The 26,884-nt window shown below is 64.3% G+C and carries 30 protein-coding genes; 17 read left to right on the top strand and 13 right to left on the bottom strand.

The genetic code is table 11. The features are described 5' to 3' along the window. Positions 1-312: 312 nt before the first annotated feature. Complete coding sequence (locus PKE72_RS12555) at positions 313-2,523, bottom strand: AGE family epimerase/isomerase (RefSeq protein ID WP_271165724.1); 2,211 nt, start codon at positions 2,521-2,523, stop codon at positions 313-315. Between the two features lie 404 nt (positions 2,524-2,927). Then, a complete protein-coding gene (locus PKE72_RS12550) occupies positions 2,928-3,824 on the bottom strand; it encodes a LysR family transcriptional regulator (RefSeq protein ID WP_271165723.1) in 897 nt (298 codons plus the stop codon). 193 nt (positions 3,825-4,017) lie between these two features. Here PKE72_RS12550 and PKE72_RS12545 point away from each other — a divergent pair, with 193 nt between their 5' ends. The 4 genes from PKE72_RS12545 to PKE72_RS12530 are packed head-to-tail and all read left to right on the top strand — an operon-like array spanning position 4,018 to position 7,494. After that, entirely contained in the window at positions 4,018-5,127 is a 1,110-nt protein-coding gene (locus PKE72_RS12545; RefSeq protein WP_271165722.1) for an MFS transporter, read from the top strand. A gap of 20 nt (positions 5,128-5,147) precedes the next feature. Further along, positions 5,148-6,242 (top strand): alpha/beta hydrolase, encoded by a 1,095-nt coding sequence (locus tag PKE72_RS12540; RefSeq protein ID WP_271165721.1) that lies wholly within the window; start codon positions 5,148-5,150, stop codon positions 6,240-6,242. Continuing rightward, positions 6,239-6,751, top strand: coding sequence for a (R)-mandelonitrile lyase (locus PKE72_RS12535; RefSeq protein ID WP_271165720.1), 513 nt, complete (start codon positions 6,239-6,241; stop codon positions 6,749-6,751). The genes PKE72_RS12540 and PKE72_RS12535 overlap by 4 nt, the downstream gene beginning before the upstream one ends. After that, on the top strand, positions 6,748-7,494 hold the full coding sequence (locus tag PKE72_RS12530; protein WP_271165719.1) for an SDR family oxidoreductase: 747 nt from the start codon (positions 6,748-6,750) through the stop codon (positions 7,492-7,494). The genes PKE72_RS12535 and PKE72_RS12530 overlap by 4 nt, the downstream gene beginning before the upstream one ends. A gap of 365 nt (positions 7,495-7,859) precedes the next feature. Here PKE72_RS12530 and PKE72_RS12525 read toward each other — a convergent pair whose 3' ends face one another. From PKE72_RS12525 to PKE72_RS12495, 7 genes are all read right to left on the bottom strand, one after another. Further along, on the bottom strand, positions 7,860-9,431 hold the full coding sequence (locus PKE72_RS12525) for a sensor histidine kinase (protein ID WP_271165718.1): 1,572 nt from the start codon (positions 9,429-9,431) through the stop codon (positions 7,860-7,862). After that, positions 9,428-10,150 carry a response regulator transcription factor gene (locus tag PKE72_RS12520; protein ID WP_271165717.1) on the bottom strand — a complete coding sequence of 241 codons (723 nt, stop codon included), beginning with the start codon at positions 10,148-10,150 and terminating at the stop codon, positions 9,428-9,430. The genes PKE72_RS12525 and PKE72_RS12520 overlap by 4 nt, the downstream gene beginning before the upstream one ends. 2 nt (positions 10,151-10,152) lie before the next feature. Continuing rightward, on the bottom strand, positions 10,153-11,757 hold the full coding sequence (locus PKE72_RS12515) for a DUF4153 domain-containing protein (protein ID WP_271165716.1): 1,605 nt from the start codon (positions 11,755-11,757) through the stop codon (positions 10,153-10,155). Positions 11,758-12,121: 364 nt separating this feature from the next. Then, entirely contained in the window at positions 12,122-13,282 is a 1,161-nt protein-coding gene (locus PKE72_RS12510; protein WP_271165715.1) for a tyrosine-type recombinase/integrase, read from the bottom strand. A gap of 8 nt (positions 13,283-13,290) precedes the next feature. Then, complete coding sequence (locus PKE72_RS12505; protein WP_271165714.1) at positions 13,291-13,530, bottom strand: hypothetical protein; 240 nt, start codon at positions 13,528-13,530, stop codon at positions 13,291-13,293. Between the two features lie 12 nt (positions 13,531-13,542). Then, entirely contained in the window at positions 13,543-13,881 is a 339-nt protein-coding gene (locus PKE72_RS12500) for a helix-turn-helix domain-containing protein (protein WP_271165713.1), read from the bottom strand. Continuing rightward, complete coding sequence (locus PKE72_RS12495) at positions 13,878-14,297, bottom strand: thermonuclease family protein (protein ID WP_271165712.1); 420 nt, start codon at positions 14,295-14,297, stop codon at positions 13,878-13,880. Before PKE72_RS12495 ends, PKE72_RS12500 begins: the two co-directional genes overlap by 4 nt. A gap of 263 nt (positions 14,298-14,560) precedes the next feature. Between PKE72_RS12495 and PKE72_RS12490 the strand changes: the two genes are divergently transcribed. Further along, entirely contained in the window at positions 14,561-15,226 is a 666-nt protein-coding gene (locus PKE72_RS12490; protein ID WP_271165711.1) for a hypothetical protein, read from the top strand. Positions 15,227-15,234: 8 nt separating this feature from the next. Continuing rightward, positions 15,235-15,837 (top strand): hypothetical protein, encoded by a 603-nt coding sequence (locus PKE72_RS12485; protein WP_271165710.1) that lies wholly within the window; start codon positions 15,235-15,237, stop codon positions 15,835-15,837. 49 nt (positions 15,838-15,886) lie between these two features. Here the strand turns inward: PKE72_RS12485 and PKE72_RS12480 are convergent, their stop codons facing one another. From PKE72_RS12480 to PKE72_RS12470, 3 genes are all read right to left on the bottom strand, one after another. Next, on the bottom strand, positions 15,887-16,231 hold the full coding sequence (locus tag PKE72_RS12480) for a S24 family peptidase (protein WP_271165709.1): 345 nt from the start codon (positions 16,229-16,231) through the stop codon (positions 15,887-15,889). After that, entirely contained in the window at positions 16,228-17,481 is a 1,254-nt protein-coding gene (locus PKE72_RS12475) for a hypothetical protein (RefSeq protein WP_271165708.1), read from the bottom strand. The genes PKE72_RS12480 and PKE72_RS12475 overlap by 4 nt, the downstream gene beginning before the upstream one ends. 64 nt (positions 17,482-17,545) lie before the next feature. Beyond that, positions 17,546-18,265 carry a helix-turn-helix domain-containing protein gene (locus PKE72_RS12470; protein ID WP_271165707.1) on the bottom strand — a complete coding sequence of 240 codons (720 nt, stop codon included), beginning with the start codon at positions 18,263-18,265 and terminating at the stop codon, positions 17,546-17,548. A 91-nt stretch (positions 18,266-18,356) separates the two neighbouring features. On the opposite strand from PKE72_RS12470, the gene PKE72_RS12465 reads away from it, so the two are divergent. The 7 genes from PKE72_RS12465 to PKE72_RS12435 all read left to right on the top strand — a co-directional run bounded on the left by PKE72_RS12465 (position 18,357) and on the right by PKE72_RS12435 (position 22,227). Then, positions 18,357-18,614, top strand: coding sequence for a transcriptional regulator (locus PKE72_RS12465; RefSeq protein WP_271165706.1), 258 nt, complete (start codon positions 18,357-18,359; stop codon positions 18,612-18,614). Positions 18,615-18,858: 244 nt separating this feature from the next. Next, entirely contained in the window at positions 18,859-19,302 is a 444-nt protein-coding gene (locus tag PKE72_RS12460; RefSeq protein WP_271165705.1) for a phage regulatory CII family protein, read from the top strand. Further along, positions 19,299-19,508 (top strand): hypothetical protein, encoded by a 210-nt coding sequence (locus PKE72_RS12455; protein ID WP_271165704.1) that lies wholly within the window; start codon positions 19,299-19,301, stop codon positions 19,506-19,508. The genes PKE72_RS12460 and PKE72_RS12455 overlap by 4 nt, the downstream gene beginning before the upstream one ends. Further along, positions 19,505-20,380: a helix-turn-helix domain-containing protein gene (locus tag PKE72_RS12450; RefSeq protein ID WP_271165703.1), complete on the top strand. Its 876-nt coding sequence runs from the start codon at positions 19,505-19,507 to the stop codon at positions 20,378-20,380. The genes PKE72_RS12455 and PKE72_RS12450 overlap by 4 nt, the downstream gene beginning before the upstream one ends. After that, the gene (locus PKE72_RS12445) at positions 20,377-21,156 is read left to right on the top strand and encodes a hypothetical protein (RefSeq protein ID WP_271165702.1); all 780 of its coding nucleotides are present in this window, start codon (positions 20,377-20,379) and stop codon (positions 21,154-21,156) included. Before PKE72_RS12450 ends, PKE72_RS12445 begins: the two co-directional genes overlap by 4 nt. Further along, positions 21,153-21,368, top strand: a complete 216-nt coding sequence (locus PKE72_RS12440) for a hypothetical protein (protein ID WP_271165701.1) — start codon at positions 21,153-21,155, stop codon at positions 21,366-21,368. The genes PKE72_RS12445 and PKE72_RS12440 overlap by 4 nt, the downstream gene beginning before the upstream one ends. 10 nt (positions 21,369-21,378) lie before the next feature. Continuing rightward, the gene (locus tag PKE72_RS12435; RefSeq protein WP_271165700.1) at positions 21,379-22,227 is read left to right on the top strand and encodes a hypothetical protein; all 849 of its coding nucleotides are present in this window, start codon (positions 21,379-21,381) and stop codon (positions 22,225-22,227) included. Between the two features lie 174 nt (positions 22,228-22,401). On the opposite strand, the gene PKE72_RS12430 is transcribed toward PKE72_RS12435, so the two are convergent. After that, the gene (locus PKE72_RS12430; RefSeq protein ID WP_271165699.1) at positions 22,402-22,524 is read right to left on the bottom strand and encodes a hypothetical protein; all 123 of its coding nucleotides are present in this window, start codon (positions 22,522-22,524) and stop codon (positions 22,402-22,404) included. Positions 22,525-22,994: 470 nt separating this feature from the next. Here PKE72_RS12430 and PKE72_RS12425 point away from each other — a divergent pair, with 470 nt between their 5' ends. The 4 genes from PKE72_RS12425 (at position 22,995) to PKE72_RS12410 (ending at position 26,882) form a co-directional block, all read left to right on the top strand. After that, positions 22,995-23,528: a hypothetical protein gene (locus PKE72_RS12425; RefSeq protein ID WP_271165698.1), complete on the top strand. Its 534-nt coding sequence runs from the start codon at positions 22,995-22,997 to the stop codon at positions 23,526-23,528. Between the two features lie 14 nt (positions 23,529-23,542). After that, positions 23,543-23,887, top strand: a complete 345-nt coding sequence (locus tag PKE72_RS12420; RefSeq protein ID WP_271165697.1) for a hypothetical protein — start codon at positions 23,543-23,545, stop codon at positions 23,885-23,887. Positions 23,888-23,979: 92 nt separating this feature from the next. Continuing rightward, positions 23,980-25,614 (top strand): terminase TerL endonuclease subunit, encoded by a 1,635-nt coding sequence (locus tag PKE72_RS12415; protein WP_271165696.1) that lies wholly within the window; start codon positions 23,980-23,982, stop codon positions 25,612-25,614. A 14-nt stretch (positions 25,615-25,628) separates the two neighbouring features. Beyond that, complete coding sequence (locus PKE72_RS12410) at positions 25,629-26,882, top strand: phage portal protein (protein WP_271165695.1); 1,254 nt, start codon at positions 25,629-25,631, stop codon at positions 26,880-26,882. Positions 26,883-26,884: the final 2 nt, after the last annotated feature.

Raw genomic sequence — 26,884 nt, 5'->3', positions numbered from 1 at the left:
ACAGGGCCAGACAGACATGCGAGCCAACGTAGCCGGCCCCGCCGGCGACAAGGACCATGCCACCCACAAACACCCCCCCGATGCCATATTGGCAATCTATGATTGCTATAGCATCTAGAGGCAGACCACGCCAAATGACGAAGTCGGCGAGGCGATCCAACCTCGCAAAGTTTAAAAAGCCCATCCTTGAGGACGGCTTCCTCGGGGCAGTCGATCTTGAAGCCCTGCCGCTGCTCCAGCACGGGCATGAATCGGGCCGTTTACGGCGCCGGTCGGATGTACCAGCTCCTACGCCGCAAAGCTTGGCGAGACTTAACCGAGTTTGAGCGAGTCCTGGCCTTGCAACCCGACGGCCTCGGCAGTGGACCGCAGCTGAACCCAGGCCGCCATGATGTGGTAGAAGGAGCTGGCGGGCGCGGGCTCGTCGATGAACTGGCCGTTCTCCAGCAACTTGTCCCGCCACAGGCCATCGTCGGTGAGGTAACGCCACACGGCCCGTTGCGCCATGGCGGCCTGTTCGAGCAGTCCCGACCGGTCGCCGTCATCGGAAAGTTCCGCGAGTATCAGCGAGGCTTTCATCCATTCCGTCTGCGGCCACAGGCGGGCCCGGCGGCTGAGGATGACGCCGTCCTGGTCCATGGCGTCTACGGCGACCTGACGACGCGGCCCGACGCCGCGTAGGCCGAAGGCGTAGAGCTTGCGCGCCGCTTCGATAACGGACGCATCGCCACGCGCGCGGCCGTAGCGGGCCAGCAGCCAGGCCCATTCGAATTGATGCCCCGGCTCGACCCGTCGGCCGTCATCGCCCGCCGCCGGCGACCAGTCTTCGGCGAAGAACTCTCGCAAGAAACCACCTTCGGCGTCGATGAAGTGCTGACGCGCCAAGCGGACGATCCGGTCGCTGAGCGCGCTCCAGCCTGCGTCTTTGCTAACAGCCTCCCAGGCCAGGGCGGCTTCCAGCAGGTGCATGTGGCAGTTGGACTGGAATGGATGGGCGCCGTTCTCGATCAACCCGTCCGTCGGCGGAGCATCGGCCAGAAGGCGGTCTCTTACCGACCTGGCCCGCGTTTCATGCTCGCCCTCCAGGCCAGCCTGCACGGCGGCGGCGAGCGCGAAGAGGTGGAAGGCCTGATCATACAGCATCGGCGTCTCGTCGAGCGGCGATCCATCGGCGGCCAGCACGGTCCGCATCAATCCGTCGGACCGGAGATAGGCCGCCTCGATCCGCATCAGACCGCTTTGCACGATCTCGCGCCACGGGCCGCGCCAACCCATCCTTCCGGCGTCGGCGAACACCTGAACCTGTCGCGCCTGAACACGCGCGCGCCGTTGGCTTTCGACCTGCCGCCCGTCGAGGCCGAGCAGTTCCGCGAAGGCCCCATCGGGGGCCTGCCCCAGCGAACTCCAGATCGGCAAGGCGCGCATGTTCAGCCAGCGGGTGAACCGCGCGCCGCCGTCCAGCAGGGACTCTAAGGCAGGACGTGGGAAATCCAGATGCTGAGGCGACGACAGCTTCAGTCGTTCGACGACTTTTTTCACGTCCTGGCTGCGGCTGAGGTCACACACCAGAACGGCGTCATGTTCGACGACAATGGCCAGGTTTCGTACGCCGATGGCCGCGACGACCATCCCCTCTGGCGCCCGGGCCATACAGCCTTCTGCGTCCTCGAAGATGAAACTGCCGAGGTCGCCCTCGCCTGTGGCGGCGACGGCGTCCCACGCGCCGAGATCAGACCATTCGAAATCCACGGCCAAAACCGAGGCGCGCCTGGTCTTTTCCATGACGGCGTAGTCGATGGATATCTTGGGCGCGCTCCGGAACGCCGCACCCAGAACGGCAAGATCGCCGTCGCCTTCGTCCGGCAGGCCCGCGCGCGCGGCGGCCTCCACAGCGGGAGCCGCCGACTGCAGTTCACCCAACAAGGTGGCGGCCGAAACGATGAAATTGCCGCTATTCCACAGATAGCCGTCGATGATGTAGCGCTCGGCCGTCTGTCGGTCCGGCTTTTCAACGAATGCTTTTATGGCGGATAGGCCCTCGCCCTCTGCCGCGATGTAGCCATAGGAGGCAGAGGCTTCGGTCGGCGTGACCCCCAGGGTCACGATCAAGCCGTCCTGCGCCGCAACGGCGGCCCGCTCAGCCGCAATGCGGAAGGCTTGATGATCCGGGATGTGGTGATCCGATGCGACGAAGACGTTGACGCCTTTCGGGTCGCGCCGCACGGTCCAGGCCGCCGCTACAGCCATAGCGGCCGCGGAATCCCGCGCTTCCGGCTCCAGCAGGATCTGGGCGGTCAAACCCAGTTCGGCAAGCTGCGCGAGGATGGCCTCGCGGTGCGCCACGCCCCCGACGACGATCAGACGCCCACCGGAATCCGCCAAGGGCGCCACCCGCAGCACCGTCTCTTGAAACAGGGAGCGGTTGCCCGACAGCGGAATGAACTGTTTCGGCCGCGACGGGCGTGAAGCCGGCCAAAGCCGCGTGCCGGCCCCGCCGCACATGATCACCGGATAAAGATTCATCGTTTCTCCAAGGCGTTCCGTAGGCAGGGGCCGTCTACAGCTCGACCACACCAAGATGACGAGACGTCAATCGCCGCCGTCAAATTTCCTGATTGAAGGCGCCGATCTCGGAATAGGCGGCCACAACTGGCATGGCTATGTCCAAGGCCACGGCGGCGCAGCTTTTATACCGCGCAGCCGTCCTGGCCCCTGCGGATGCAGGACGGCTTTCAGAGAGGAATATCGCTCTATTGACCGAAGCTAGGCCGCTCGTCGGCGGCGAGGCGCTTTGATTGCTGACCCCATCGCCGACCAGCACAGCTGTGCACCGACCAAAAGCCTGTCATTGCGGGTCAGAACCGCCTGGACCGGAACATTTATGGTGTTCACGCGAGACGGCGGTTCGTTGAAGGCAGTTGCACCCATCACGCCGTCCGATCGCGCAGGGCGTCGACGATGATCTGAAAGGCAGCGAGATTCTGACGACGGCTGGGGTAATAGAGAAAGTAGCCGTCGAACGTCGGAGACCAGTCGTCCAACACAAGTTCCAGCCTACCTGACGCGAGATTCGCCGCGACGATGTCCTCCGGCACATAGGCGATCCCCAGTCCGCTGACCGCCGCATCGATCATGGCGTACGAGTTATTGAAGGCGACCTGGCCATCGACGCGGACACGCAGGGCCTGACCGTCCTTCTCGAACTCCCAGGCATAGAGGCTGCCCGCTGACTCGTGACGCATGTTGATGCACGTATGGGCGACGAGGTCCTTGGGGTGAACGGGCCTGCCGCGCTCGGCCAGATAACCGGGTGAAGCGACGGCGACGAGACGCCAGTCGGGACCGATGCGCACGGCGATCATGTCCTTCTCGACGCTCTCGCCGAGCCGGACGCCGGCATCGAACCGCTCCTCGACGATGTTGCGGAAGGTGCTGTCGAGGATCAGTTCGACCTTGATCTCGGGGTAGGCAGCCAGCACAGGCTTCAGCTTGGGCCAAACAACGCTGTCCAACGCATGATCGGACAGGGTCAAACGGATGGAGCCCGCCGGCCTGTCCCGCATGCTGGTCAGGCTTTCGATCTCCTGTTCGATCTCGGCCAGGCGCGGCATGATCGTCTGAAGCAGCCGCTCGCCCGCCGCTGTGGGCGCGACGCTGCGGGTCGTGCGGGTCAGCAACCGGATGCCGAGGCGCGTCTCAAGCTGCCGAATGGCATGGCTGAGAGTGGACTGCGCCACGCCGATCCGGGCGGCAGCCTTGGTGAAGCTGCGCTCCTCCGCGACGATCTGGAACCAGGTCAACTGGTTCAGGTCCGGTCCGGCCATGGACGGCTTCCTCGATTAATCGTCTATATCGATTAGTTCATGCCGATCTGCCTGACTAATCGTTTTTATCGCATGCGCCTAGTTTGTCCCTCGACGAAAGAGGGAGACGACCATGCTCGCGGCCACCGCACCGACATCGGGAGCCACTACACCGACCGCCGCTTGGGGTGCAGTGATGTCGATGGCGCTGTGCGTGGCTTTGCTGATCGCGTCCGAGTTCATGCCGGTCAGCCTGCTGACGCCCATGGCCGAAGGTCTGGGCGCATCGGTTGGACACACCGGTCAGGCCGTCTCAATCAGCGGCTTGTTCGCCGTCATCGCCAGCCTTGGGGTGAGCACGGTTGCGGGGCGGTTGAACCGCAAGTGGGTTCTCGTCGGCCTGACGGGCCTGATGGGTGTGTCGCTGGTCCTGGTCGCCGCTGCGCCAAACTTTGAGGTCCTGATGATTGGGCGCGCCGTTTTGGGCCTGTGCATCGGCGGGTTCTGGGCGCTGGCGACCTCCGTCATCATGCGGCTGGCGCCGGTGTCGGATATCCCGCGCGCCCTGGCCCTGATGTATGGCGGGCAGGCGATCGCCGCCGCCTTCGCCGCGCCGATCGGCAGTTACTTGGGGGAGCTGTTCGGCTGGCGCTCGGTCTTCTGGGCGCTGACGCCGCTCGTGGCCGCCAACCTGGTCTGGCACCTCGTCGCCCTGCCGTCGCTGCCCGCCCGTGGACACCGGGGGATCAGCGACATGCTCGACCTGCTGCGTCGCCGGTATTTCCTGACCGGCCTAATCGCCTCGATGCTGTCCTGGGGATCGGCCTTCACTCTCTTCACCTATCTGCGCCCCTTCCTCGAACAGGTTACAGGCGTGGGCGTCTCCAGCCTCTCGATCCTCCTGCTCGCACTCGGTTGCGCCGGCTTTGTCGGCACCTGGGCCTCAGGGCGCTTCATCACCGGCGACGTCTCGCGGCTTCTGCGACTGCCGGCTCTGATCATGGGCTTGGTCACCGCAGGCCTGCTGGTCGTCGGCGCCTGGCCGATTGCAGTCGGCCTACTTCTGGTCATCTGGGGCGCGATGAACACCGCAATGTCGGTAATCTGGATGACCTGGATGTCCCAGAACGCCGACGATGCGCCGGAAGCTGCAGGCGGCCTGATGGTCGCCGCCGTCCAGGCCTCGATCCTTTTGGGCGCCGTCATCGGCGGCCTGCTGCTGGACCACCTCTCGATCAGCGCCGTCCTGATCGCCAGCGTCGCTCTCGCCGCCATGGCCGTCCTGATCGTCCGCGACGGCCACGCCCTGCTGAAACCCCGCTGAACACAGACCCCGGAACCGACATGACCCCGACTTCCATCGACCTTCAGACCCGGCCGTCCCCCGCGATGGACCGTCGAGGCCTGATGAAACTGACCGGCGCCGGCGTGACCGCCCTCGCCGTCGCGTCCTTCCTTCCCACACCCGATGCAAAGGCAACGACTATGACCAGTAACTGGGACAAGGTGTTCCCCCGCAACGAAGCCGTCGATCATCAGAAGGTCAGCTTCACCAACCGTTACGGCGTCACCCTGAGCGGCGACCTGTACCGACCCAAGGGGCGCGATGGAGAACGTCTGGCGGCGCTCGCCGTCGGCGGGCCGTTCGGCGCGGTCAAGGAGCAGTCGTCCGGCCTCTACGCCCAGACCATGGCGGCGCGCGGCTTCGTCGCCCTGGCGTTTGACGCGTCCTTCACCGGCGAGAGCGGCGGCGAGCCCCGCAACCTCGCCTCGCCCGACATCAACACCGAAGACTTCATGGCGGCGGTCGACTTCCTCGGCCTGCACCCGTCGGTCGATCAGGAGCGGATCGGCGTCATCGGCATCTGCGGATGGGGCGGGATGGCGCTGAACGCCGTCGCGACCGACAAACGCGTCAAGGCCGTGGCGACCAGCACCATGTATGACATGAGCCGCGTCATGTCGCGCGGCTACAACGACAGCGTCACGCCGGAACAGCGGGCACAGTCGCTGGAGCAGATGAGCCGCCAGCGATGGATCGATGCCCGCAACGGCGCCCCGGCTTACGGCCCGGCGGCCAACGAACTGAAGGGCGGTGAGCCGCAGTTCCTGGTCGACTACCACGCCTACTATATGACGCCGCGCGGTTACCATGCGCGCGCGGTGAACTCGGGCAATGCCTGGACGATCACGACCCCGCTGTCGTTCATGAACTTCCCACTGATGACCTACATTGCCGAGATCTCGCCGCGACCTATTCTGCTGATCCATGGCGAGAACGCCCACTCGCGCTACTTCAGCGAAACGGCCTTCGCGGCGGCGGCCGAGCCCAAGGAACTGTTGATCATTCCGGGCGCCAGCCACGTTGATCTCTATGACCGCGTCGATCTGATCCCGTTCGATCGGCTGACCGAATTCTTCCAGGAGCATCTGTCGTGATCACTTCGATTCTCTCCGCCACGACCGCACTTTTCAGCGGCGAAGCCCCCCTGCAGACGCAAGGAAACGCCCCCGTCATGGAAATCACCCGTAAGGCCGACCAGACCACAATCGAGGGTCCGGCCGAATGGTTCACCGGCCGCGTCACCATCAGCGGCCAGTTTCAGCGCGAGACACCGTCGCGCGTCGGCGGGGCCATCGTCCACTTCGAACCCGGCGCCCGCACCGCCTGGCACAAGCATCCGGCCGGCCAGACCCTGATCGTCACCGAGGGCGTCGGCTGGACCCAGATCGAAGGCGGACCGAAGCTGGAGTTCCATGCGGGCGACATCCTGTGGTGCCCGCCGGAACACAAGCACTGGCACGGCGCAACGCCGCACGCCGCTATGACCCACATCGCCATCCAAGAAAGCCAGAATGGCTCTCCCGTCACCTGGATGGAGCATGTGACGGACGAACAATACCTCGCCGAGTCCTCGACGAGCGCAGCAGAGGCTGACCAGAAATGACCGACAACATCACAGGCAAGACCGTCGTCATCACCGGCGCATCCAGCGGCATGGGCGCGGCGGCAGCGCGCCACCTGGCCGCGAAGGGCGCGGCCGTTGTCCTCGGCGCCCGGCGGGCCGACCGTATCGAGGCCCTTGTGGCCGAGATTGTCGCCGCAGGCGGCAAGGCCGTCGCCGTGGCGACGGACGTAACCCGCCGGGACGACCTCCAACGACTTGTCGGCGCCGCCGTCGACACCTACGGGCGGGTCGACGTGCTGATCAACAACGCCGGAATCATGCCCCTGTCGCCGCTGGAACGGGTCAAGGTTGACGAGTGGGACCAGATGATCGACGTCAATCTGAAGGGCGTGCTCTATGGCGTCGCAGCCGCCCTTCCGCACATGATTGCCCAAAAGTCAGGCCACATCATCAACATCTCTTCCGTCGCGGGCCACAAGCTTTTCGGCGGCTCTGCCGTCTATTCAGCGACCAAGTTCGCGGTGCGCGCACTGTCCGAAGGCTTGCGGCAGGAGATGGCGCCCCACAACATCCGCACCACGATCATCTCCCCCGGAGCGGTGAAAACCGAACTTCTCGACCATATCAGTGAGACTGACGTCCAGAAGGCCAACCAGGACTACGTCGGCCAGATCGGCGTGCCCGCCGAGACCTTGGCCCGACTGGTCGCCTTCGCCATCAACGAGCCCGAGGACGTCGGGATCAACGAAATACTGTTCCGCCCCACTGCACAGGAACTGTGAAGCACGTGACCAAGGCCGATGGATGCCGCCAGACGGCGGTCGGAGCACCAGACTTCTGAAAAAAAATTTACTTTGTCCTCAGCAACTTGGCGCTTCTGACTCCAGGTTGTTGCACATCCATGCAGATGCAAAGCACTGCACCCGAACTCTAAGGATTTGATTTTGAAAGCAATTGACAAAGCCGGAGCGATCCCAACGCCTGCTCCCAGGTTCGCCACCTGGATAAAAGTTCTGTATTTTCAGTAATTTACACGATACGCTCTGTAGCAATCCAGACTGGCGCGCCCCCTCGGATACGCGGCGTTCCATGAGTGACCGCGAACGCCTTGACGGTGGTCCAAGTGTCCGCCGTACCGTCTGACAAGCTACTCGGCGAGCGGCATGACCAGCTCGAATACAGCACCTTCTGTCGTAGGCAGAAGGTCGAGAGTGGCGTCGTTGGCCGCCAGCAGGGCGCGAGCGATGGACAGGCCGAGGCCGGCGCCGCCCTCGCCCCGTCGCGTGGTGAAGAAGGGCTCGAAGACGCGACCGGCGTCAGCCGGCGCGACGCCTGGACCATTGTCCGCCAGGGTCACGACAAGTCGGTCGGGCAAGGCCGCAGCGCAGATGTTGACGGCTGTCGCCCCCGCCTGTCGGCTATTTTCCAGTAGCGTCGAGACCACCATTTCTATGGTCGATGCCGGAACGGCGACCCTCGGGGTTTCGTCCTCGATCGTCGTCGAGATCGCCAGGCGGCTTGATCTCGCATCGACCGCCTTGGCGATCGGAGGGCGCACATCGACCGAAAGCCCGGCTTGAGGACGCGCCATATCGGCGCGCGCCAGGTCGAGCAGGCGCGTCACAAGAGCTGAAAGGCGGCGGGCGTCGGCGGCGATGTTGTCGAGGAACCGCCGACGCTGGGCAGGGTCCATCTCATGGTCCTGGAGCAGTTCGACGGCGCCTTGAATTCCGGACAGGGGCGTCTTGAACTCGTGACTGACGGCGGCGGCGAAATCGCGCAGATAGCGGGACCGGCGATCGACGGCCTGGGCCATCCGCCCGAAGTCTTCGTAGAGGGTCTGGATTTCGACGGCGGCGGTGGCCGGCGCAGGGGGAAGTACGCCGCCGCCGTTGGCGACATCGCGTGTCGCCCGGCTGAGCGCCTCGATCGGACGGGCGATGCCGCGCGACACCAGCACCGCCAGAAGGGCGATCACCCCCAGGGTGCCGACGACGCCCAGCCCGATCTTGATCCGGTCCTGGTACAGCCCCTTGAACAGGGCGCGGGGTGAGCGGGACGCTACGACGACCGCCTCGACCTGGCCATTTATCAGGACCGGCCGCGCATGATGGATACGGACGCCCGCTGCGCGACTGAGCCATTCCATGGAATAGCGCGGATGATAGGCGTCGTTACGACGCAGGACCGTTCGCGGCTCGCCAGCAAGCGCCGACCGCACTTCGGTCAGATCGGCAAGACCGCCGCCCCGTCCGTAGCCGAGAACGATCGTCCCGTTGCGATCGAGCAAGAGGATCGAAGCCAGGGTCGTGCGGCTGGTCCGTTCGATGACGGGACCAAGCCGGGCGGCGACCTCGACCGCATCTGCATCCGGCGCGGCGGCGGCGCGCGACGATGGTCGAGCCGGCAAGACCGGCGTGGAGCCCAGGTCGATCGTCGCGGGCTCGGGCCTGTAGTAACCCGGATCGTCGCGTCGGGCGGGATCAAGTGGAACCACGACGGCGCCGGGCCAATCCGAGGCGGCGATGGCGGACAGGACGACAGCCTGGGCGACCAATTCCGCCTCCGTCTGGCGCACCAGGGTGTTCTCATAGACGCGCAGGAAGATGGCGCTGAGGCCTGGCAGGATGCCGGCGAAGATCAGTACCGACAGCAGGATGGTCCGAAGCCTGAGCGCGGGCCAGTGACGGCGGACGAAGGCGCGCAAGCGTCCGATCACGCCTCCGGCTTCCCGGGCGCGCCCAGGCAGGGGCCAAGCTGATAGCCGATGCCCGGCCTGGTCTCGATCACGTCAGCCCCCCCCACCGTGGCGAACTTGGCCCGCAGGTTGCGGACATGGCTGTCGATCGTACGGTCGGTCATGGCGAAGCCTGGGCCGTGGACCCGGTCGATGATGGCGTCGCGGGTGAAGACCCGGCGCGGCGCATCGGCCAGGGTGCGCACGATGCTGAATTCCGTCACGGTCAGCGGCACCTCGATATTGCGCCATGTCGCCCGCCATCCGTCCGCGTCCAGACCCAGACCGCCGAAGGCGAACTGGCCCGGCGTCGGCGGGGGCGGATTCCGCGCGATACGGCGCAGGATGGCGGCGACCCGCGCCACCACCTCGCGCGGACTGAAGGGCTTGGTCACATAGTCGTCCGCCCCCAGCTCCATGCCCAGAATGCGGTCGATCTCGTCGTCGCGCGACGACAGGAACAGGACCGGCAGATCACCATGGGCGCGGATTCTGCGGCAGGTCTCGATCCCGTCCATGCGGGGCATGTTGATGTCCAGCACAACGAGGTTCGGCCTGAACAGGGCGATGTCGGCCAGTGCAGCCTCGCCGTCGGCGGCCTCCCGCGTCGCCAGACCCGCCTTCTGAAGCGCGAAGGTCAGCAGGTCGCGAATGTGCGGGTCGTCGTCGACCACCAGGACGGTGCTTTGCATGATGGCCATGTTCAGCCTTCCGTCCGCGAGGTCAACGGGACAGACGGCGGCGAGGCGACAGGCGCTGGAGCTGAAACTGGAGTCGGCGCTGGCGCTGAAGGCGGCGCAGTTCGGATAAGCCGTCCGTCCCAATCGCGTGCGCCAGGCGAAGGCGCCGACAATGCGCCCTTCTGCTGCAGGGCGTCGATACGATCCAGACGACGCTGGTCGCGCCAGGTCCAGCCGCGCCATTCGTCTTGTCGCCGACGGACGTTCAGCAGAATGTCCTGGCGGACGGCGGCGACCCGGTCACGCAGGACGGCGTCGTCGAGGGTCGTTTCCAGTTCGACCAGAGAAACGAGAGCGGGCGCCCCCAGCGTATGGAGATAGCCGAGGTCCAGTTCGACCCCGCGACCTCCGACCTCCCTGGCATGCCGCACATTCCAGCCGGCCACGACGGCGCCGAGGTCGACGACGCTGACGACCGCCAGCACGATCAGCGAAGCCATGGCGTTGGCGTTGATCAGCCAGTGCGCCGACTTGCCGGCCAACATGCGCCAGCAGATCAGCATCAGGCCGACCGCGACCAGGACCATCCAGATCATCGCGGCGATGCGGAAACGGGTCAGGGCGTAGGCCTCGATATAGTCGGCGGTGCGCAGCAGGCTGGACGCGACCAGCACCATGTTCTGGGCGATCCAGACGACCACCAGACGACGAACCAGAGGCCTCTGCGCTGTGTCGGAGCCCGGCTGAAGGGCCACCAGGACGAACAGGCCGGCGAGCAGGGCGGTGACGATCAAGGGATAGGCGCCGCGATGGGCGTAGTCGGCCAGGCCCATGTCGCCGGGAAGCGGCGCGCCGCTCCACAGGAAGGCGATGTCCAGGCCGTTCTGAAGCGCGAAGACCGCATTGAAGACAATCAGGGACAGGGTGATCGTGCGGGTCAGGAACGCAGAAGGCTTGCCGATCTTCCGTTCAGGCAGGGTGAGCAAGGGCTTGCGCCAGCGCGGCCGTAGCAGGGCCAGAACGCCGATGAAGACGGCGCACCAGAACAGCACGCGAAGGGTGTTCTGGGGCGAAAGAGACGGCAGAGAGAGGTTGGCGAGCGCGTTCGAAATGAGCGGATTCGCCGCCGAGAACAGGGCGAGGAAGACTGCACCGCCGACCACAGGCATAACGAGCAGGCCGAGCAGGCTCAGGGCGGACATTCCACCACGACCGCGCCGCAGCCGTGAAACCTTGAACAGGTCGACCACGGGGCCAAACAGCGTGAAAAGCCAGTGGAGCGCCAGTCTTTGGGTCCAGCCCCAAGCTGTCTCGTTCTGCCCCACCCGGCTCGACAACGCCCCGAGGCTCATAGAGACGACGAACAGAGCCCAGGCCAGAAAACCAGGACGGTCCGCCAAGACAAGGGCGAAGGCCGCGCCGGCAAGGACGAAGCCCAGACCCCGGCGATCTCGCAGCAGGTCCTTCCGCCCGAAGAGCGCGCCCCCCACGACCGCGAACGCATACAGGCCAAGACTCGTACCGGCCGTATGCGTGAAGAACAGCAGGTCGGCGAGGCCGACTAGGGCGGCGCCGACGGTGATCCTGACCCAGAATGATGATCGAGGCAGAGCGGATATGTGAAGCATCGAGGTCTCCCTTTTCGGGACAGACTTCTCCGCTATGGCCGTCGAGTTCGGTTGCGCCGCCGATGGATTGTCAGCGCAGGCGTCGTGCAGGTTCGATGCAGACCAAGCTGCGGCGCCTGGCCGACTTGGTCGTTGTGGTTATTGGACACGCCGGTCGCGGTCCTCGAGCATCGAGCCTCTTCGTGGGCCCCAGATTGAACCGATCGGTACTACGTCTAGAAATCATAGACTTAGATGGGACTACTGGACAAAGTTGCAGCGCCCCAGCGGCTGCACTCACAGCGCAACTTTCTCAAGTGACCGATATATAGAGAGATATGGCGCACCCGACAGGATTCGAACCTGTGACCCCTGCCTTCGGAGGTTACTTCTCGGTGCGCGCACGGCGTTGTTTCGGCGGGGAAAACACGGCATCGGGCTCCGGTGCTCCGGGACTATTCCGGGACTCCAGTTGCGCGCGCAGGCCACCGTCGAGGGCGTGCGAATAGATCAGCGTCGACTTGATGTCGGCATGGCCCAGCAGCTTCTGCGTCAGCCGCAGGTCGCCGGTTTCGGCAAGGGTCGTCGTGCCGACGTGGTGGCGCGTGCCATGGATAATGCGCGGCTGGGTCAGGCCCGCCCGCTTGGCCGCCGATCGAAGACGAACGGCCAGGCCGGTCTTGGACACTTCGACCAGCCGATCACTTCCGTCGCCGTCGCGGCCCGCGGTCTCGAACAGGATAGAGGGGAGGCCAGCAGCCTTGGCCCGGCCGGCGCGGGCGGCGATCTCGCGGGCGTCGTCAGCACGAAGGGGGAGGTAGAGGGCGCCGCGCTTGCGCTTGTTGATCGCCAGCACCGCGCCGCCTGGGGCGTCTGGGATGAAGGCCTCGGGCGGGAGGAAGGTCTCGCTGTAGCGCAGGCCGTAGGTCAGCAGCAGCCGCAGGACGAAGCGCGCCGTCGGGTCGCACTGGTCCGACCAAGCCGTCTGCTGCTCGGCGCTGTAGAGCCGGATCTCGGTCTCCTTCTCCTTCAGCACTAGAGCCTTGTAGTCGATGACAGGAAGTCCCTGGACCTCCCACACTTCGCGAGCGCGGTTCAGTACCCGCCGCAGCGGGCGCATGACGTCCGCATTGACGGTTGCGTTGGACAGCGGCCAGCGTTTGGCCGGGCTGCCGGGCTTGTCCTTTCGTCGGGTCGTGGTCTCGCCGCGGCGGCGCTCGATGGCGCGGGCGATGACCTTGGTCGTGATCTCGCGAATGGGCGTGTTCGGCCCGACCAGGCGCACAGCGATCGCGAGGCGGTGCTCCAACTGGTAGGCGCTGGCGCGGTGCTGGCCGACCTCGGTCCACCATCGCCCGGCCGCCTGGTCCAGGGTCATGTCGGCGCCGTCGTCCAGTGCGCCGGTCGCGGCCTGTAGGCGGATGCGGCGCTCTACCGCCTCGGCCGCGCGCTTGCCCTCCACGCCGGTCGAGCCGTGGAAGCGACGGCCTTTGTATTGGAAATCGTAAGCCCAGAAGCGGCTAGTCTTGGGGAGATAGACGGTCACCTGCGCGCCTAGAATCCCTGCGAAACTCGGCCCGGAGTGGGTCCGTTGCCCTGCGCGACCACAGCGCTGATCATGGTATCGACCATGATGAAGTCGAGGCCGCAAAGTGTCTCAGGCCAACCTTCCGGAAATTCTGTGGCAGCTTGGATCGCTGCATAGTCCACCTTGTTGAGCTCAACGCGGATCGGCGTGTTGCCATGCAAGGTCAGCTGCTCAATCGCTTTCTGAATACGTTCGACAACGTTCATGTCTGCTTCCTGTTAGCGCCTGGCCAAGCTGGCGCGCTGTGAGAAGGGGACCACCTTCACTTGGCTATTTCCTGTGGGGCGAACCTTCATCGATCGCGTGGGGGCAGCGCCCTGCGTTAGGTATGCACGGACGTCGCCTTCGGTGAAGGCCCTGCTGCGGCCTCCGCCCTTGCGGACAGCCCGGATCACGCCCTCGTCAGCGAGTGCGCGCAAGCTTTTCTCGTCGATTCCGAGCAGCTTCGCGGTCGCGCCGGCGGTCAGAAGGCAGGTGTCGGCGAAGGCCATCTGGATGCGCCGCTCCGTTGCCGGGCCAATTAGTGCCGTCGCGTCATTGGCCGGGCTGGTGTTCATTTCCAAAGCCCTCTTCTGGCGCTCCGGGCCTCCGTTTCCTCGCGACGGTACGGATCGCCATAGTTGGTCTCGCTGATGGCCAGCCCCTCACGAACCAGCAGCCCCCCCAGGTCGCGGCCATCGACGGTGCAGACCGCGACGCTCCGCTGATATCGATCGGTGTCTGCGATGGTGCAGCGGGCACCGGCGCTGGCCAGTTGCCGGGCCCGGACGGTTGCGGTGCCAGCCAGGGAGCGGGCGACCGGCGAACAGGCCCAAACGCCCGGCCGCTGCCGACAGCGGGTAAACGGCGCGACCTCGCCAGCGTCGATACCCTGCAGTCGGATGCGATGGCTTTCGCCGTCGGCCGTGTGGCAGCGGCCGGAATCCCCGTCGGACATGGCGAGGGTCACGCAAATCAGCACCGTCGTCAGCATGGCAGTTGTCCACAGTTAGTGCGTCCACCCCCCTCAGCAGCGGGGCTCCAATCGGCGTTGCGGCCCGTCGCGTCAGGCGACGATGGCCCTCCGACAACGATGGAGCGAGGCAGATGGCCGGCAAACGATGGCTGACAATCCAGTGGCGCATTATTCAACTGGCGGAGATTTTCATCCGGCTGTGTCCGTTGGCATGAGCCTTCTGGCTCCCTTTCAGGGCGTGAGGTATAGACACTTACCTCAAGCTGTGCGGTAACACCCACATGAGGTGGATCGTAGGGATTTGGGCGGCCTTCTGCGCCGCTCTGTTGGTCCTGGTTTGGACGACTGCGTTCGGCGCTGCGCTCAATCCAATGTGGGCGTGGTTTCGGCTGAATAAGGACGCAGCAGGCTGGGTCCAAGCGTTCGGCTCTATCGCAGCCATCTTGGCCACGGCTGCCGTCGTGTGGTGGCAGGAGACCCGGCGGCGGGAAGACATCCGCATCGAGCGTCTGTTGAGACGCACAGACCAGCTTGAGAGCCTTACAGCAATGTCGAGGCGGCTTGTGGATCTCCTTTCGGATGTCCAGAATTGCCACGCTTACTTCGACAGTCGCTATGTCGAGGCGGCGTTCAAAGACATCGCCGCCGCGCTGAAAGAGGTCCCAGTACACGATGCTCGGAGCTACAGTGTCGCGACTGCTGTGATGAACTTGCGCCGCGTGAGCGAAAGTTCTTTGCCTCTCCTGGACTGGCTTTCCAACTACCACCTGAAAGTCCCATACAGTGCGGCTTGGGACATGGAAGCCGACGCTCGTTTCCATGCCATTGGGGCCGGACTCGACGAAGCAAATGCGGCCCTACGGGTGCTTGAAGCTCGTTTAGCGCGAGTGGACGCTAAGCTACCGCCCAGGGAACGTAGCGTTATCTCTACACCTTGGAAGGCCTGAGGCGCCCGATGAAGACGTGGGACTGGGTTTTGGCCGGATGTTGTGTAGCTTGGCTGTTGGGTCTGATCTGGATTGGTCACCCGGAGAACGATCTGCTCAAGGCGCTTTGGTCCCAGAACATGGCGGCGTGGGTGCAGGCGTTGGGCTCGATCGGAGCGATTGGGGTCGCGATCTGGGTGTCTCACAGAGATTCTCTTAAAGCCCGCGCTGCCGAAAAGCGAAGGCATCAAGACGACGTGCTGGCTTGGGAGTCCGCCCTGCTTCACTCTGTCAAACTTGTATCGAACGTCGATCGGATGATGGGTGCCAACGGCAATGCTACCTGGGACGAGAAGGTCGTTGACCGCCTGATTCAAACAGCGTCGAAGGTTCTGGACCTTTACCTTGAGCTCCCTCCCCCTAGCACTGCCCTTGCGTTCTCCCTGACGACTGCTCGGGGGCATATCAGGCAGGCCAGGAACGCCATTGCCGCGCTGATTGAAATGCATCCTCGCGCCCGCGCATATGCCGCTCAGGAAATTAAGGAGCGCTTGAAAGCGGCGAGAGCTGTCCGCGAGAGCAGGACTGCCCTCGATGAACTCGTCAACCAATACGAAGCTGGCCTTCTCTAGGGCACCCTCAGCGGTCCCCCCATCATAGTCGCTCAGCGGAGCCGGCATTTCACGCCATCTCCATCAGCTGAGCCCGTGATACCTTCATGCGGACTTCTGCGACGACCTTCGCCCTGACGACATCGTTGAACTCGTCTAGGCCGATGACGTGGCGGCTGTAGGCGGGGTTGTCGTGGCAGATGCGCACCTCGCGCCGACCCATGACGGGGACGCGTTCGGCTCGATAAGCAGCGCCGCCGTCACCCCTGAAGTCGAGGATATAGACGCCCTCCCCGTCATAGCCGCGGGCATGGCGGACCATCAGGAAGTCGCCAGACCGCAGCGTCGGTGCCATGTAGTCGCCCTGGACCTCGTAGGCGCGGACGCCAGAGTGTTCGAACACGACGGGGGTCATTTGACCGCCCTCCAGTCATAGACGACGCCGGGCTTGGCGATCGCATGGCCCTCGTCCGTGCCGAAGATGATCTGGGGCAGGTGGTCGTTGTCGTCGCCGACGAGATGGATGCCCCCGAACCAATCCGGATCGAGCCCCTTGGAGGCCGCCAGGGCTAGGACGTCTCGGGCGTTCGGGTGCATCTTAACCAGGCCGCCGTCGTCGGCCATCAGGCGGCGCCACCCAGCGGAAAGGTCTTGCTGGGCGAGACGTGTGCCGTTCTCCAGCAGCAGAGCAAACGCCCGTGCTTCGTGCCCATGCTCTCCGGTCCGCATCTCGGCCACAGTTGGACCGACCAGGCCCAGCCAACGATTGCGGGCGGCGTGGGTGCTGAGGTCGTAGCTGTTCAGCTCCTTCGCCACGATTTGCATCTGGAGGACCAGTTGCGGGAGCGAAGCCGGGCGCTGAGCCAGGATTGCGTCTGCTGCTGCGTCTCGGGCCTCGAAGGCCTTTTGCTGTTGGGCGCACAGCTCGTCCTGTAGGCCGGGATCGAAGACGACGCCCTTGCCGACCATGCCGTCGCGATGCCCAAGCTGCTTTCCAATATCCGACATCTGCTGGTCTGCGGCGCGGTAATCCGCTTCAGCCTTATCGAAGGCCGCACTACCCGGGTGCGCGGCGGCGATCTCGACGATAGCTCGTCGAAGACTGCGGTAGGCGCATTCGATGTCTTGTTCGAACGCCGGATCCACGCCTCCATCCTCTGCCGGGTTCTTGGCCGGACCGATCAACAACGCATAGGCGTCCGTTCGGACCAGCACGTCGCCCAAGCCGTCAAAGGGTGCATCCAGGACTTCCAGGGCCTTGGCCTCCAGATGGTCACGCGCCTCTTGCCATGTGGCTTCGGCTTGGTCCTCCGCCGCAAAGGCGCCCTTAGCCATATCGGCGCCTGCATCCTGCTTTCGCAGCGCCATAGCGGTGTCTGCGGCACAGGTATGCGATTGGCCCAGATCGTGAGCTTTCTGCTTCAGGTCGAGGCCTTCGCGGATCAAGCGAGCCAGGGCCGGGGCGCTCGCTTGTGCGGCTAGGGCGACAAGCCGATCCATCTCCAAGGCGTGGGTCTGTTCGGACCGGCCAGTAGGACCGGCAGCCACAACGGCGCGCTGGGCATCCGCCACGACGGCGCCCCACTCAATGGTTGAGGCCGGTACGGCATCGTCCGGAAGGGTCCGCCCATTGGCGGATGCTGTGATTTCTTGGGTGACAGGCACGGGCGTCTCCTCAGTGATGAGGAAGGCTTAACCCGAGTATCTATTACCCGTCAACCCGGGTTGATCACGTTCGTAAGTATCGCCCGACAACGACGTGACGCGTCGGCCAGTCGGCGAGGGATAGCTGTTCAGGGGTGCCCGTTCGCCACGAACTCACGAGGTGTACCTGCGCGTCCACCTGTTCAAGTCGGCGAATCCGCACCTCTCCATCGTGGGATCTGTAAAGTACGTCGTTCCCCGGCCGTGAGGGCAGGAAGGGGTGAACGATCACTGTGTCGCCTGCCTCATAGACAGGAGACAGGTCATGCGATGACAAAATCACTCCGTAGCCGCCCAGCACTCGCTCGAGAGGAAATGGCCGCGATATCGCGTCTACCGCAGTGGGTTCACCAGCCTTCCAGGCATCCTCCAAGTAAAGTTGAATCACCGAGGGATCGCGTGAAATGAATGCCGCTTGTCGCCTCCTCAGCTCACCATCGAGCTCTGCGGCGCTTTTCTGAAGCCTATATTGCGGCGGGGGATCGGCGCTTGGATCTTCAAATCGAGCATGCAGGCGGGCGAGGGTGTTAGGGCCCGCTCCAAGCGCCTCTATAACCTTTGATGTCGATTTTGACTCAAAGACCTCTCCCCGCTCCAAGCGGTCGATTGTTTGCTGCGAAGTCGAAGATCGCTCGGCAAGCTGAACCTGCGTCCAGCCGAGCCCTTCTCTCATGGCGCGGATGTTTTCTCCGAGAGCCCTAGCCCTTTGCCGGCGAGCGTCTTCGTAACTGACTTCATCTTGCATGCCGACCTCGTACACGACGTCACCCAACCCTTCCAACAATTCAACACACGTATCTCTTGACCCATAACTCGGGTTGAACGATACATTCGGCATGACCGGACCTCAGAACCCTCTCCGCATCACCGCTCTTTTGGAGGCGGCCATTACAATCGCTGGATCTGAGGCGAAACTCGGCAAGGCGACCGGCTATTCCCAAAACGCCATCTGGTCGGCAAAGCGAAACGGTCGCGTCTCTGCCGAAATGGCTGCGGCGATCCACCGAGCGACCAACGGCGCCGTCGCGAAACACTTGCTTCGGCCCGACATCTACAGCGACCAGGCAGCAACGGCGGATCGGGCGGCGGCCTGATGCACCTCTCGTTCCGAGGCCGAACGATGCTGTGCTTCAGCCCGCGCCCAGCGGGCGTCGCCAGTCACCGTCCAGGCCCGCCCGCAGGCGACTGCCGCAACACTATGGCAGATCGCCCGCAAGATTTCGGCTGTGGGCTCGGGCCCGCTGTTCGCTCTGTCCAACATCTCAATCCCCAATTCAGTGAGGAGACCTTCGGCCAACCGGCGCCGTTCGTCACCTTGCGCAGCCCCGGCAAGAGGCAATGCACGACTTCGACCCGTCCCTGCTGAAGGCGCACTTCGGCCAGCTCGTCGACGCTGTCGGCACCCAGGAGGCCGCCGCCGCGTTTCTTGGCGTCAGCCGCCAGCGCGTCGGGCAACTGATCTCGACAGCCAACAATGACTTGCCGACCTGGGGCCAGGTCTGGAAGCTGGAACAGGTCTGCGGCCAATCGCTGGTCTTCAAGGCGTTCGGCCGGATGACCGAGACCGAGGCACCCGGCCAGGGCGCTCTGGCATCGGCGGTCGAGGCCACGGCGAAGGCGTCGCGCGCCCTGCAGGTCGTCCACGCCGCCAAGGCGGACGGCGTGCTCTGCTCCTCCGAGATCGAGGATGTCCGTGACGCCGCACGCGAGAACCTAGAAGCCGCCCAGCGCCAGTTCGACGAAACGATGCGCCTTCGTCCGACCCTCAGGGTGGTCGCATGAACGTTGGCCTGAATGATCCATCGTTGATGGTCGTGCCTGAAGGTAGGTGCGAGCGCATCGACGTGTTCGCGAACGCCGCTGGAGGCGTCACAATTTACCAGCCGGATGGGCTGGGCGAGGGGCCAAGATCCATCGCCCTGCTTCCGGAAAGCGTGGATCTGCTGATCGCCGGCCTGCTGCGGGTCAAAGCAGAGGTGCAGGGATGAGCCACCAAGCGTCTCATTGGGCGCTGGAGCAAGCGTGCGCCACCGCGACAGAGAAGGCCATTCTGATGGTACTCGCAAGCTATGTCGGCACCGACGGTTCCTGCTACCCGGGGCAAGACACCATCGCCCGGCAGGCCTGCTGCTCGGTGAAGTCCGTCGAGCGCGCACTTCAGGCTTTCGAGGAGCGGGGATGGCTCATCAGAACCGCCCGCCGGCGCAAGGATGGATCGCGTACTTCGGACCTCCTGGAGCTGACGCTGGCGTCCAATCCAGAGGTCCGCGAACAAGCCGACACCGTGTCGGGTAGGCCTGAACCAACCCGACACCTTGTCCAAACCAACCCGACACCCTGTCCAAACCAACCCGACAGGGTGTCGGGGCTCACTACGTTTGAACCGGTTAGAACTGAACCGGTAAGTGAACCGGTTAGCGCGCACGATGCGCGCGCGGAAAACGATAACCTCCCCGATCTCTTCAGCCGCGATGCGCCATTGGCCAGGCCAAAGCGCGGAAAGGCCAAGGCCGAACCAACCGATGCCGAGAGGGCGGAGTTCGACGGCTTCTGGTCGGTCTACCCCCGTAAGGCCGGCAAGCAGCCAGCCCTGCTGGCCTACGTGGCAGCGCTGCGGTCAGGCACCCGGCCGGAGGACATTTTCGTCGGCGCCCAGTTCTACGCCGCAGCCCGCGAAGGTCAGGATCCAACGCACACGAAGATGGCCCAGGGCTGGCTGAACGACAAACGCTGGACCGACGAGATCGCCGAGCCGCCACAGGGCGGTTACCGCGGCCGGCATGGAGGCCCTAGCGGCTGGAATGCTCTCGACCAGGCGGTTGAGGGATTTGATTGGGATCATTCGGAGGACGCAGCATGACTGACCTAAACCCTACCTCGGAGGAGCGCCGCCAAGTCGCTCCAGCCCAGCCGGCAAAACCCTCGCGGGCGATGTCCACCGCCAAGGCGCTTGAAGCGGTCGATACGACCTACCTCGTCCCGTTCCGGGCATTCGAGCGGCTGGGCACCAAGGTCCGCGCACCAGGCGATGAAGAGCCGACGTGGCCGTTCATCCCCACGTTCTACCTCCGCAGGCCCACTGGCGAACTCAGGACGGCAAAGGCCTTCGCCAAGGAAATCGAGACGCTGGAGGCCCGCTTGGCGGAGCGGCCGGGCCCGGAAGTGGTGGACGACGCCTACGACGCGTTCGTTCGGCTGCGGGGCCAAATCAACCACGCCCAGAACCGCACCATCGTCGCCCTGATGCTCGACGCCTTCCCAAACGCCAGGGCGCACAGCCCGGAGGCATGGATGGAAAGCGTGGTCAAGGAAGTGCGGGTGTCGGAGTTCTCGACGCTGGTCGTGGCCAAGGCCTGCAACCTGCTCACGCGATCTGAGACCTTCGCACCGAGCGTGGGCGTAGTGATCGAGCGGTGCGAGCTGGTCGCGTCGTTCGTCGACATGGCCATCGCCGGCGTCAAGGTCGGACGGCTGCAACGGCAGTATTACGCCCTATGCCTGGAATGGCTGCGGAAGGCCAAGACCTGGGACGGCAACCCGGAAACTCGGCCGAAGCCGATCAGCATCGACCTGGGCTGCGACCCATTCGAAATCAAGAAGACAGGGAATTCGTCCGGTCGGGTGAGCTGGGTATGAGCGTCGCCCGCATCACGCAGAACGAGGCCGACGCCGTCGCCCGCCTTCGCGCTGCCGGCCGTAAGGATCGTCAGATCGAGACGATGCTCGGTCTGACCTACGGGCTGCTCGGCAAGCCCTATCGGGTCGGCGACGACGAGCGACCGATCATGGACCGCGACCATCGTGGAAATGGATGGCGTTATCCCACTAAGCCTGAGGACAAGACCTGATGGGCAAGGCATGAGCAAATCCGACCGCCAGAAGAAACGGGATCGCAGGCGGCACGCCTCGCCGTCGCCGCCTGGCCCATGGAAGCGCGCTAACGCGGTGCACGTTGAGGCGAACGACAACCACGCCAACGACAACGCAGGCCCGCTGAGGGTCGGGGGCGTCTGGCTGAACATCAGCCAGTCGAATCGCTTTCACGCCGCGCTCAACCAGTTGGCCTCGGCTGATCTGGACGTCAGACGGGCGGGTCAGGTGGAAATGGAGAAGCTTGAGGTCGAGATCACAGAGACGCTCGACGCGAAGCGAATGAAGGCCGTTCGCGCGGAGATCGCTGGGCTGGAAGAGGGCCGCGGCGGCGCGCTGACCATCGACCGGGCCCGTGACCGCTTCGGCGAAGAGGCAGAAAGGCTCCGGGTATCCCGAGACGGATTGGAGACGCTGGCGAAAGCCGGCTCAATCAGCCGTCGAGAGCTGATCGCCGGCGCTCGTTTCCGAGCGGACCTGGAGAAGTTCGACCCCGAGCGCGGTCTGACGCCTCAAGCCATAGACGGCACCCGAAAGATCACGCGCGGCGGCGATGGCTACCAGAAGAAGCGCCTCGAGGCAGAGCTTCGGATTCGCGAGATCCACTGCCGCATCATGGGTGTTCCTGTGAACGGCGATGCATGGCCGCTGCTGCCCCAGGGACATCCCAAGCTGGTAGCGATCAAGGTGCTGGAGGATGTCGCGGGAAAGGGCCTGACGATGTCAGCCCTGACCGACAACTTCCGGGTTCGAGCCAAGCTGTTGGCAGCGCTGAAGACCGCGTTGAAGGTCGCCGCCGAGGTCTATGAAGTGCCGCTGTCTGGCGGCTCGAGTTGACTTGTGCGCGTTTATGGGTGACATCCAGCAAATCGGGCGTTTCGCCCAGACAACGGCTCCTCCTCGCGGCGGGGCCGTTTTTCGTTCCGCCACCGACCACGTCTGCGCTGCGGCATAGGGCTGGATCGGCAAGTGGAATGACAAAAGGCGCCCGGCGAACCGGACGCCTTCCCATCAGATGAGCCCCATCAGCGAACCGATAAGCACCACGAGAACCAGCGGGATCGTAACCCCAAAGGCCAGGCGGAACTTGTCGCCGCAGGGCTTACTGGTCTCGATATCGAGCGAAAACCGCATAGGCTTCCTCCTTCTGTCGAGTGGCGGATCCCTTGATGAGCCGAACACCGCCATTAGAACCAGCAGGGGGATCTTGGTCTTTAGGAGCTGTCTCCCCAGCCTCCCGCGGCTCCCCCGACCTCGGCTGTACCGACCACGGTATCAGCGGCGATCGTAGTTGGCGAGACATTCCGTGCGTTCCCCTCGAGGCGTTAGCTGAGGTGCAACTCGCTGGGCGCTCCACCATTCGCTCCATGCGGAGCAAATGTATTGCCATCATGGCAATACCTTCACGATCGAGGCGGCCGGCCTTCGTCCGTGATCGCCCCGACCCATGCCCATGGGTCGGGGCATCACTTGGCTAGTCTCTCACAGGCGGAGGTGGAGGCGGTGGAGGCGGTGGTGGCGGTGTCCGCACATTGCCGTATTCTCGGCCGGGAGCGTCCCGGCGCGTGGGCGGTGGCGGCGGCGGCGATTGTGGAGGTCGAGACATGTCAGACACCGATAAGGAGGTTGTGGAAGAGATCGTACACACACTCCCGAACGATGTTTCGGAAGTGATCTTTTCGCAAGCTATGGAACGCGTACGTGCTCTCCAGATCGCGGCCCATTCGTTGGATCAACGGGTGACCCAGGTCGCCGCGCTGCAGTTCGCTGCTGCAGCGCTCTCCGCCAGCGTTACGGTTGAGCCGTTCCAACGTTGGCTTTTCGGATTAGCCGCTCTTGCGTTCGTCTTTGGCGGCTGCATCGCTTTCCGCGGCATCAGGTCCGATGCCATTCAACTGCCGGGGATTCCTCCAATCTGGTGGCAAGGCGCTCTTGGCATCGCGGGCTTCAATACGAACGACGCGCGCTCGTGGGCTGTCGGAGCCGTCCAGTCAGCGATCACACAGATCGACGTCGAGAACTGCGAACGGGCCAAGCATCTCAACTTGAGCCTTCGATACGCCGTGGCCGGGGCGGTCCTGCTCGCCATTGCCGGCGCCCTTCGCATCTTCGTCGCCGCCCCAGTTCCAATCCATTGAGTTGGATCGCGTAGGTGGTGAGAGACTTCCGCTCCGCTAAGGCGGTCCTCTATCGCTCCCTCTACAAGACAGCCCGGTGGAAGCGCACCCGTCTGGGCCAGCTTGCCGACGAACCGCTCTGCCGGATGTGCAAGGCACAGGGCCGGATCACCCTGGCCACCGTCTGCGACCACATAGACCCGAAGACCAAAGAGACGCCGGAAGGCTTCTTCGCCGGTCCATTCCAGTCCCTCTGCGACGATCCCCGATACCGCTGCCACAGCAGCCGTAAGCAGCAGCAGGAGACCAAAGGCTACTCCGGTGAGCTGGGGACCGATGGAACGCCTGTTGACCCCTTACACCCCTTCAATCGGGCCTGAGACAGGGGGAGGGCGGGTCTAAAGTCCCGAACCTTTTGCTTAAGGACCGGCGGGGGCCCTGCAAACTGAATTAGTTTCCGGAGACGCGCTCGATGGGTGAACGCGGACCTGGTGCAGGCAAGCTCCGGCTAGCCCGCGAACTGGCGGCGACGACGAAGGCCAAGGAGCCCTGGAAAAAGAAGGGCCTGACCCGAGCGCAGCGCGTCATCGCCTTCTGCGAGAGCCTGCCGATCACCAAAGGAAAGCTGGCTGGGAAAAAGCTGAAGCTGCTGCCGGGCCAGCGCGAGTTCATTGAGGAGGTCTACGGCCCGAAGCGCATCCGCATCGCCATCAAGTCGGAGCCGCGCGGCAACGGAAAGACGGGCCTGCTGGCACCTTTGGCCCTCGCCCACCTCTTAGGTCCAGAGGCCGAAGTTCGTGGCGAGGTCTATTCGGCGGCCATCGATCGGAAGCAGGCGGGAATCCTCTTCGCGGAGATGGAGGCCATAATTCTGACCAACCCGCATTTTGCGGCACGGGTCAGCACCTCCGAGTTCCACAAGACTATCAAGGTCAACTCCGGCGATGGCGAAGGCTCGGTTTATGAGGCGCTGTCCTCAGACGCGCGCCGCGGTCATGGCCTGTCACCCTCCCTCTGGGTCTACGACGAACTGGCGCAGGCCAAGGATCGTGAGCTTCTCGACAACCTGATCACCGCCATGGGGAAGCGGAACAACTCGCTCGGGATCATCATTTCGACGCAGGCGCCCACCGACAATCATCCGCTGTCGCAACTGATCGACGACGCCCCGAACGAACCGTCCACCTACGTCCAACTCAAGTCGGCGCCCGTCGACGCTGATGCATTCTCGATCGATACTCTTCGGTCCGTGAACCCGGCCTGGGGCATCTTCCTCGACATCGAAGACGTGATGGCTGAGGCACGCCGGGCCAAGCGGCTGGCGGCATTCGAGCCGGCGTTCCGAAATCTCCGGCTGAACCAGCGTGTGGATGCGAACCAAGAGCTTCGCATCGTGAACAGTGCGGTCTGGAGGCTCGGAGCTACGCCGGTGGATCTAGACCGACTGCGCGGCCGTCGATGCTATGGCGGCCTTGACCTGTCGTCGAAGCATGACCTGACCGCCTTTGTCCTGGTTTTCCCGGATGATGAGGCTGAACCCAGTTACGACATCGTCCCCTATTTCTGGACCCCGTCGGGAGCGATGGAGGGGCGCCGGCACCAGGAGCAAGACCTGTTCCGGGAATGGATAAAGGGCGAGCACCTTGAGGAAATGCAGGGGCCGACCGTCCGGTTCAAGGTGGTTGCTGAGCGGATCGTCGCGCTCAGTCGGCTCTTCGACATCCAGTCCATCGCCTACGACCGCTGGCGCATCGACGACCTGAAGGCGGACTTGGCGGACATTGGCGCCGAGCTCCCATTGGAGCCGTTCGGGCAGGGCTTCCAAAGCATGGGGCCAGCGTTGGAGTTCTTCGCCGAGTGCGCCCTGACCGGCCGTCTCAACCACGGCGGCCACCCCGTTCTGACGGCCAACGTCGCCAGCGCCATCGTCGTCAGCGACCCGGCCGGCAACATGAAGTTCGACAAGGACAAGTCCAACAAGACCGGCACGACGCGGATCGACGGCGCCCAGGCCCTGGCCATGGCGCTCGGGATCGCTCGCCGGCAGGTTGGCGAGGAGGTTCCCGTGGACTTGGATGACTTTATCAAAAACGCGGTCATGGCCTGATGCGATTTTTCGGCATGGGCCGCCCTCGTCAGGAAACCTTCTCCACCGGAGACGCGGGCAAGGAACAACGGATCCGCAGCAGCCACCCGCTGGGCTTTCTACTGGGCGGCGACAGCAACTCCGGCAAGGCCGTCAATCTGCGCACGACGCTGCAGCTGGCGACGGCCTGGGCCTGCATCCGAATCACGGCGACCGCCGTCGCCTCCCTTCCGATGGGGATGTACGAGCGGAAGGCGGACGGCGGTCGTGGCGATCGAATGGACCACGACCTCGCTTCGGTACTGATTGACAGCCCCAACTCCGAGCAGACCGGCCTGGAGTTTTGGGAGACCATGGTTGCCGGCGTCGTCGCGCGCGGCAACGGCTGCGCCGAACGGACCTACAACGGCGCACGACTTTCGTCGCTCCAACCTATCGATGCCCGCCCAGCTCGCGACAACGGCGTGCTGGTCTACAAGTTCAACGACAGGGGCAAGGTCGAGACGCTGCCGGCCGACAAGGTGTTCCACCTTCGCGGCTTCAACTTCGGTGGCGACGAAGGCCTTTCGCCCATCGCCCTGGGCGCCAACTCCCTGGGCTCGGCGATGGCGTCGGACGAAACTGCTGCGAAAATCTTCGCCAATGGGCTGGCCCAGCCACTGTTTATCGATTCCGGTCAGAACAAGCTGACGCCCGAACAGCGCAATGACCTGCGCAGCCTGTTCAAGAAGTTCACCGGCTCAGAAAACACCGGCAAGGTCATGGTGCTGGAGGCTGGGATGAAACCCATCCCGTTCGAGCTGAAGCCCGAAGACGCCCAGATGCTGGAGACGCGACGCTTCAACGTCGAGGAAATCTGCCGTTGGTACGGGATGCCGCCGATCATCATCGGCCACGCCGCCGACGGCCAGACTATGTGGGGCTCGGGCGTCGAGCAAATCCTTCTGGCCTGGCTGACCCTCGGCATCAACCCGCTGTGCAAGCGCATCGAAGCGAGGATCCGCAAAGACCTGATCCCGGTTGGCGAGAAGCGCCGCGTCTATGCCGAGTTCAATCGTGAAGGCCTGCTCCAGATGGACAGCGCCGCGAAGGCCGCCTTCCTCGGCGCCATGGTCCAAAACGGCCTGATGGATCGCGACGAAGGTCGTTCGAAGCTGAACCTTTCCGCCCGCGGCGGTGGCGCCTCGGTTCTTACCGCCCAGACCAACCTCGCGCCGCTCGATCAGTTGGGCGCCAACGGCGGGGACATCCGCGCCCAGATGCGCGCCCTGCTCGACATCAAGGACTGAAA

This window comes from Brevundimonas intermedia, assembly GCF_027922165.1.
Classification (GTDB): domain Bacteria; phylum Pseudomonadota; class Alphaproteobacteria; order Caulobacterales; family Caulobacteraceae; genus Brevundimonas; species Brevundimonas intermedia.
This window is presented reverse-complemented; position numbering and strand designations above follow the sequence as displayed.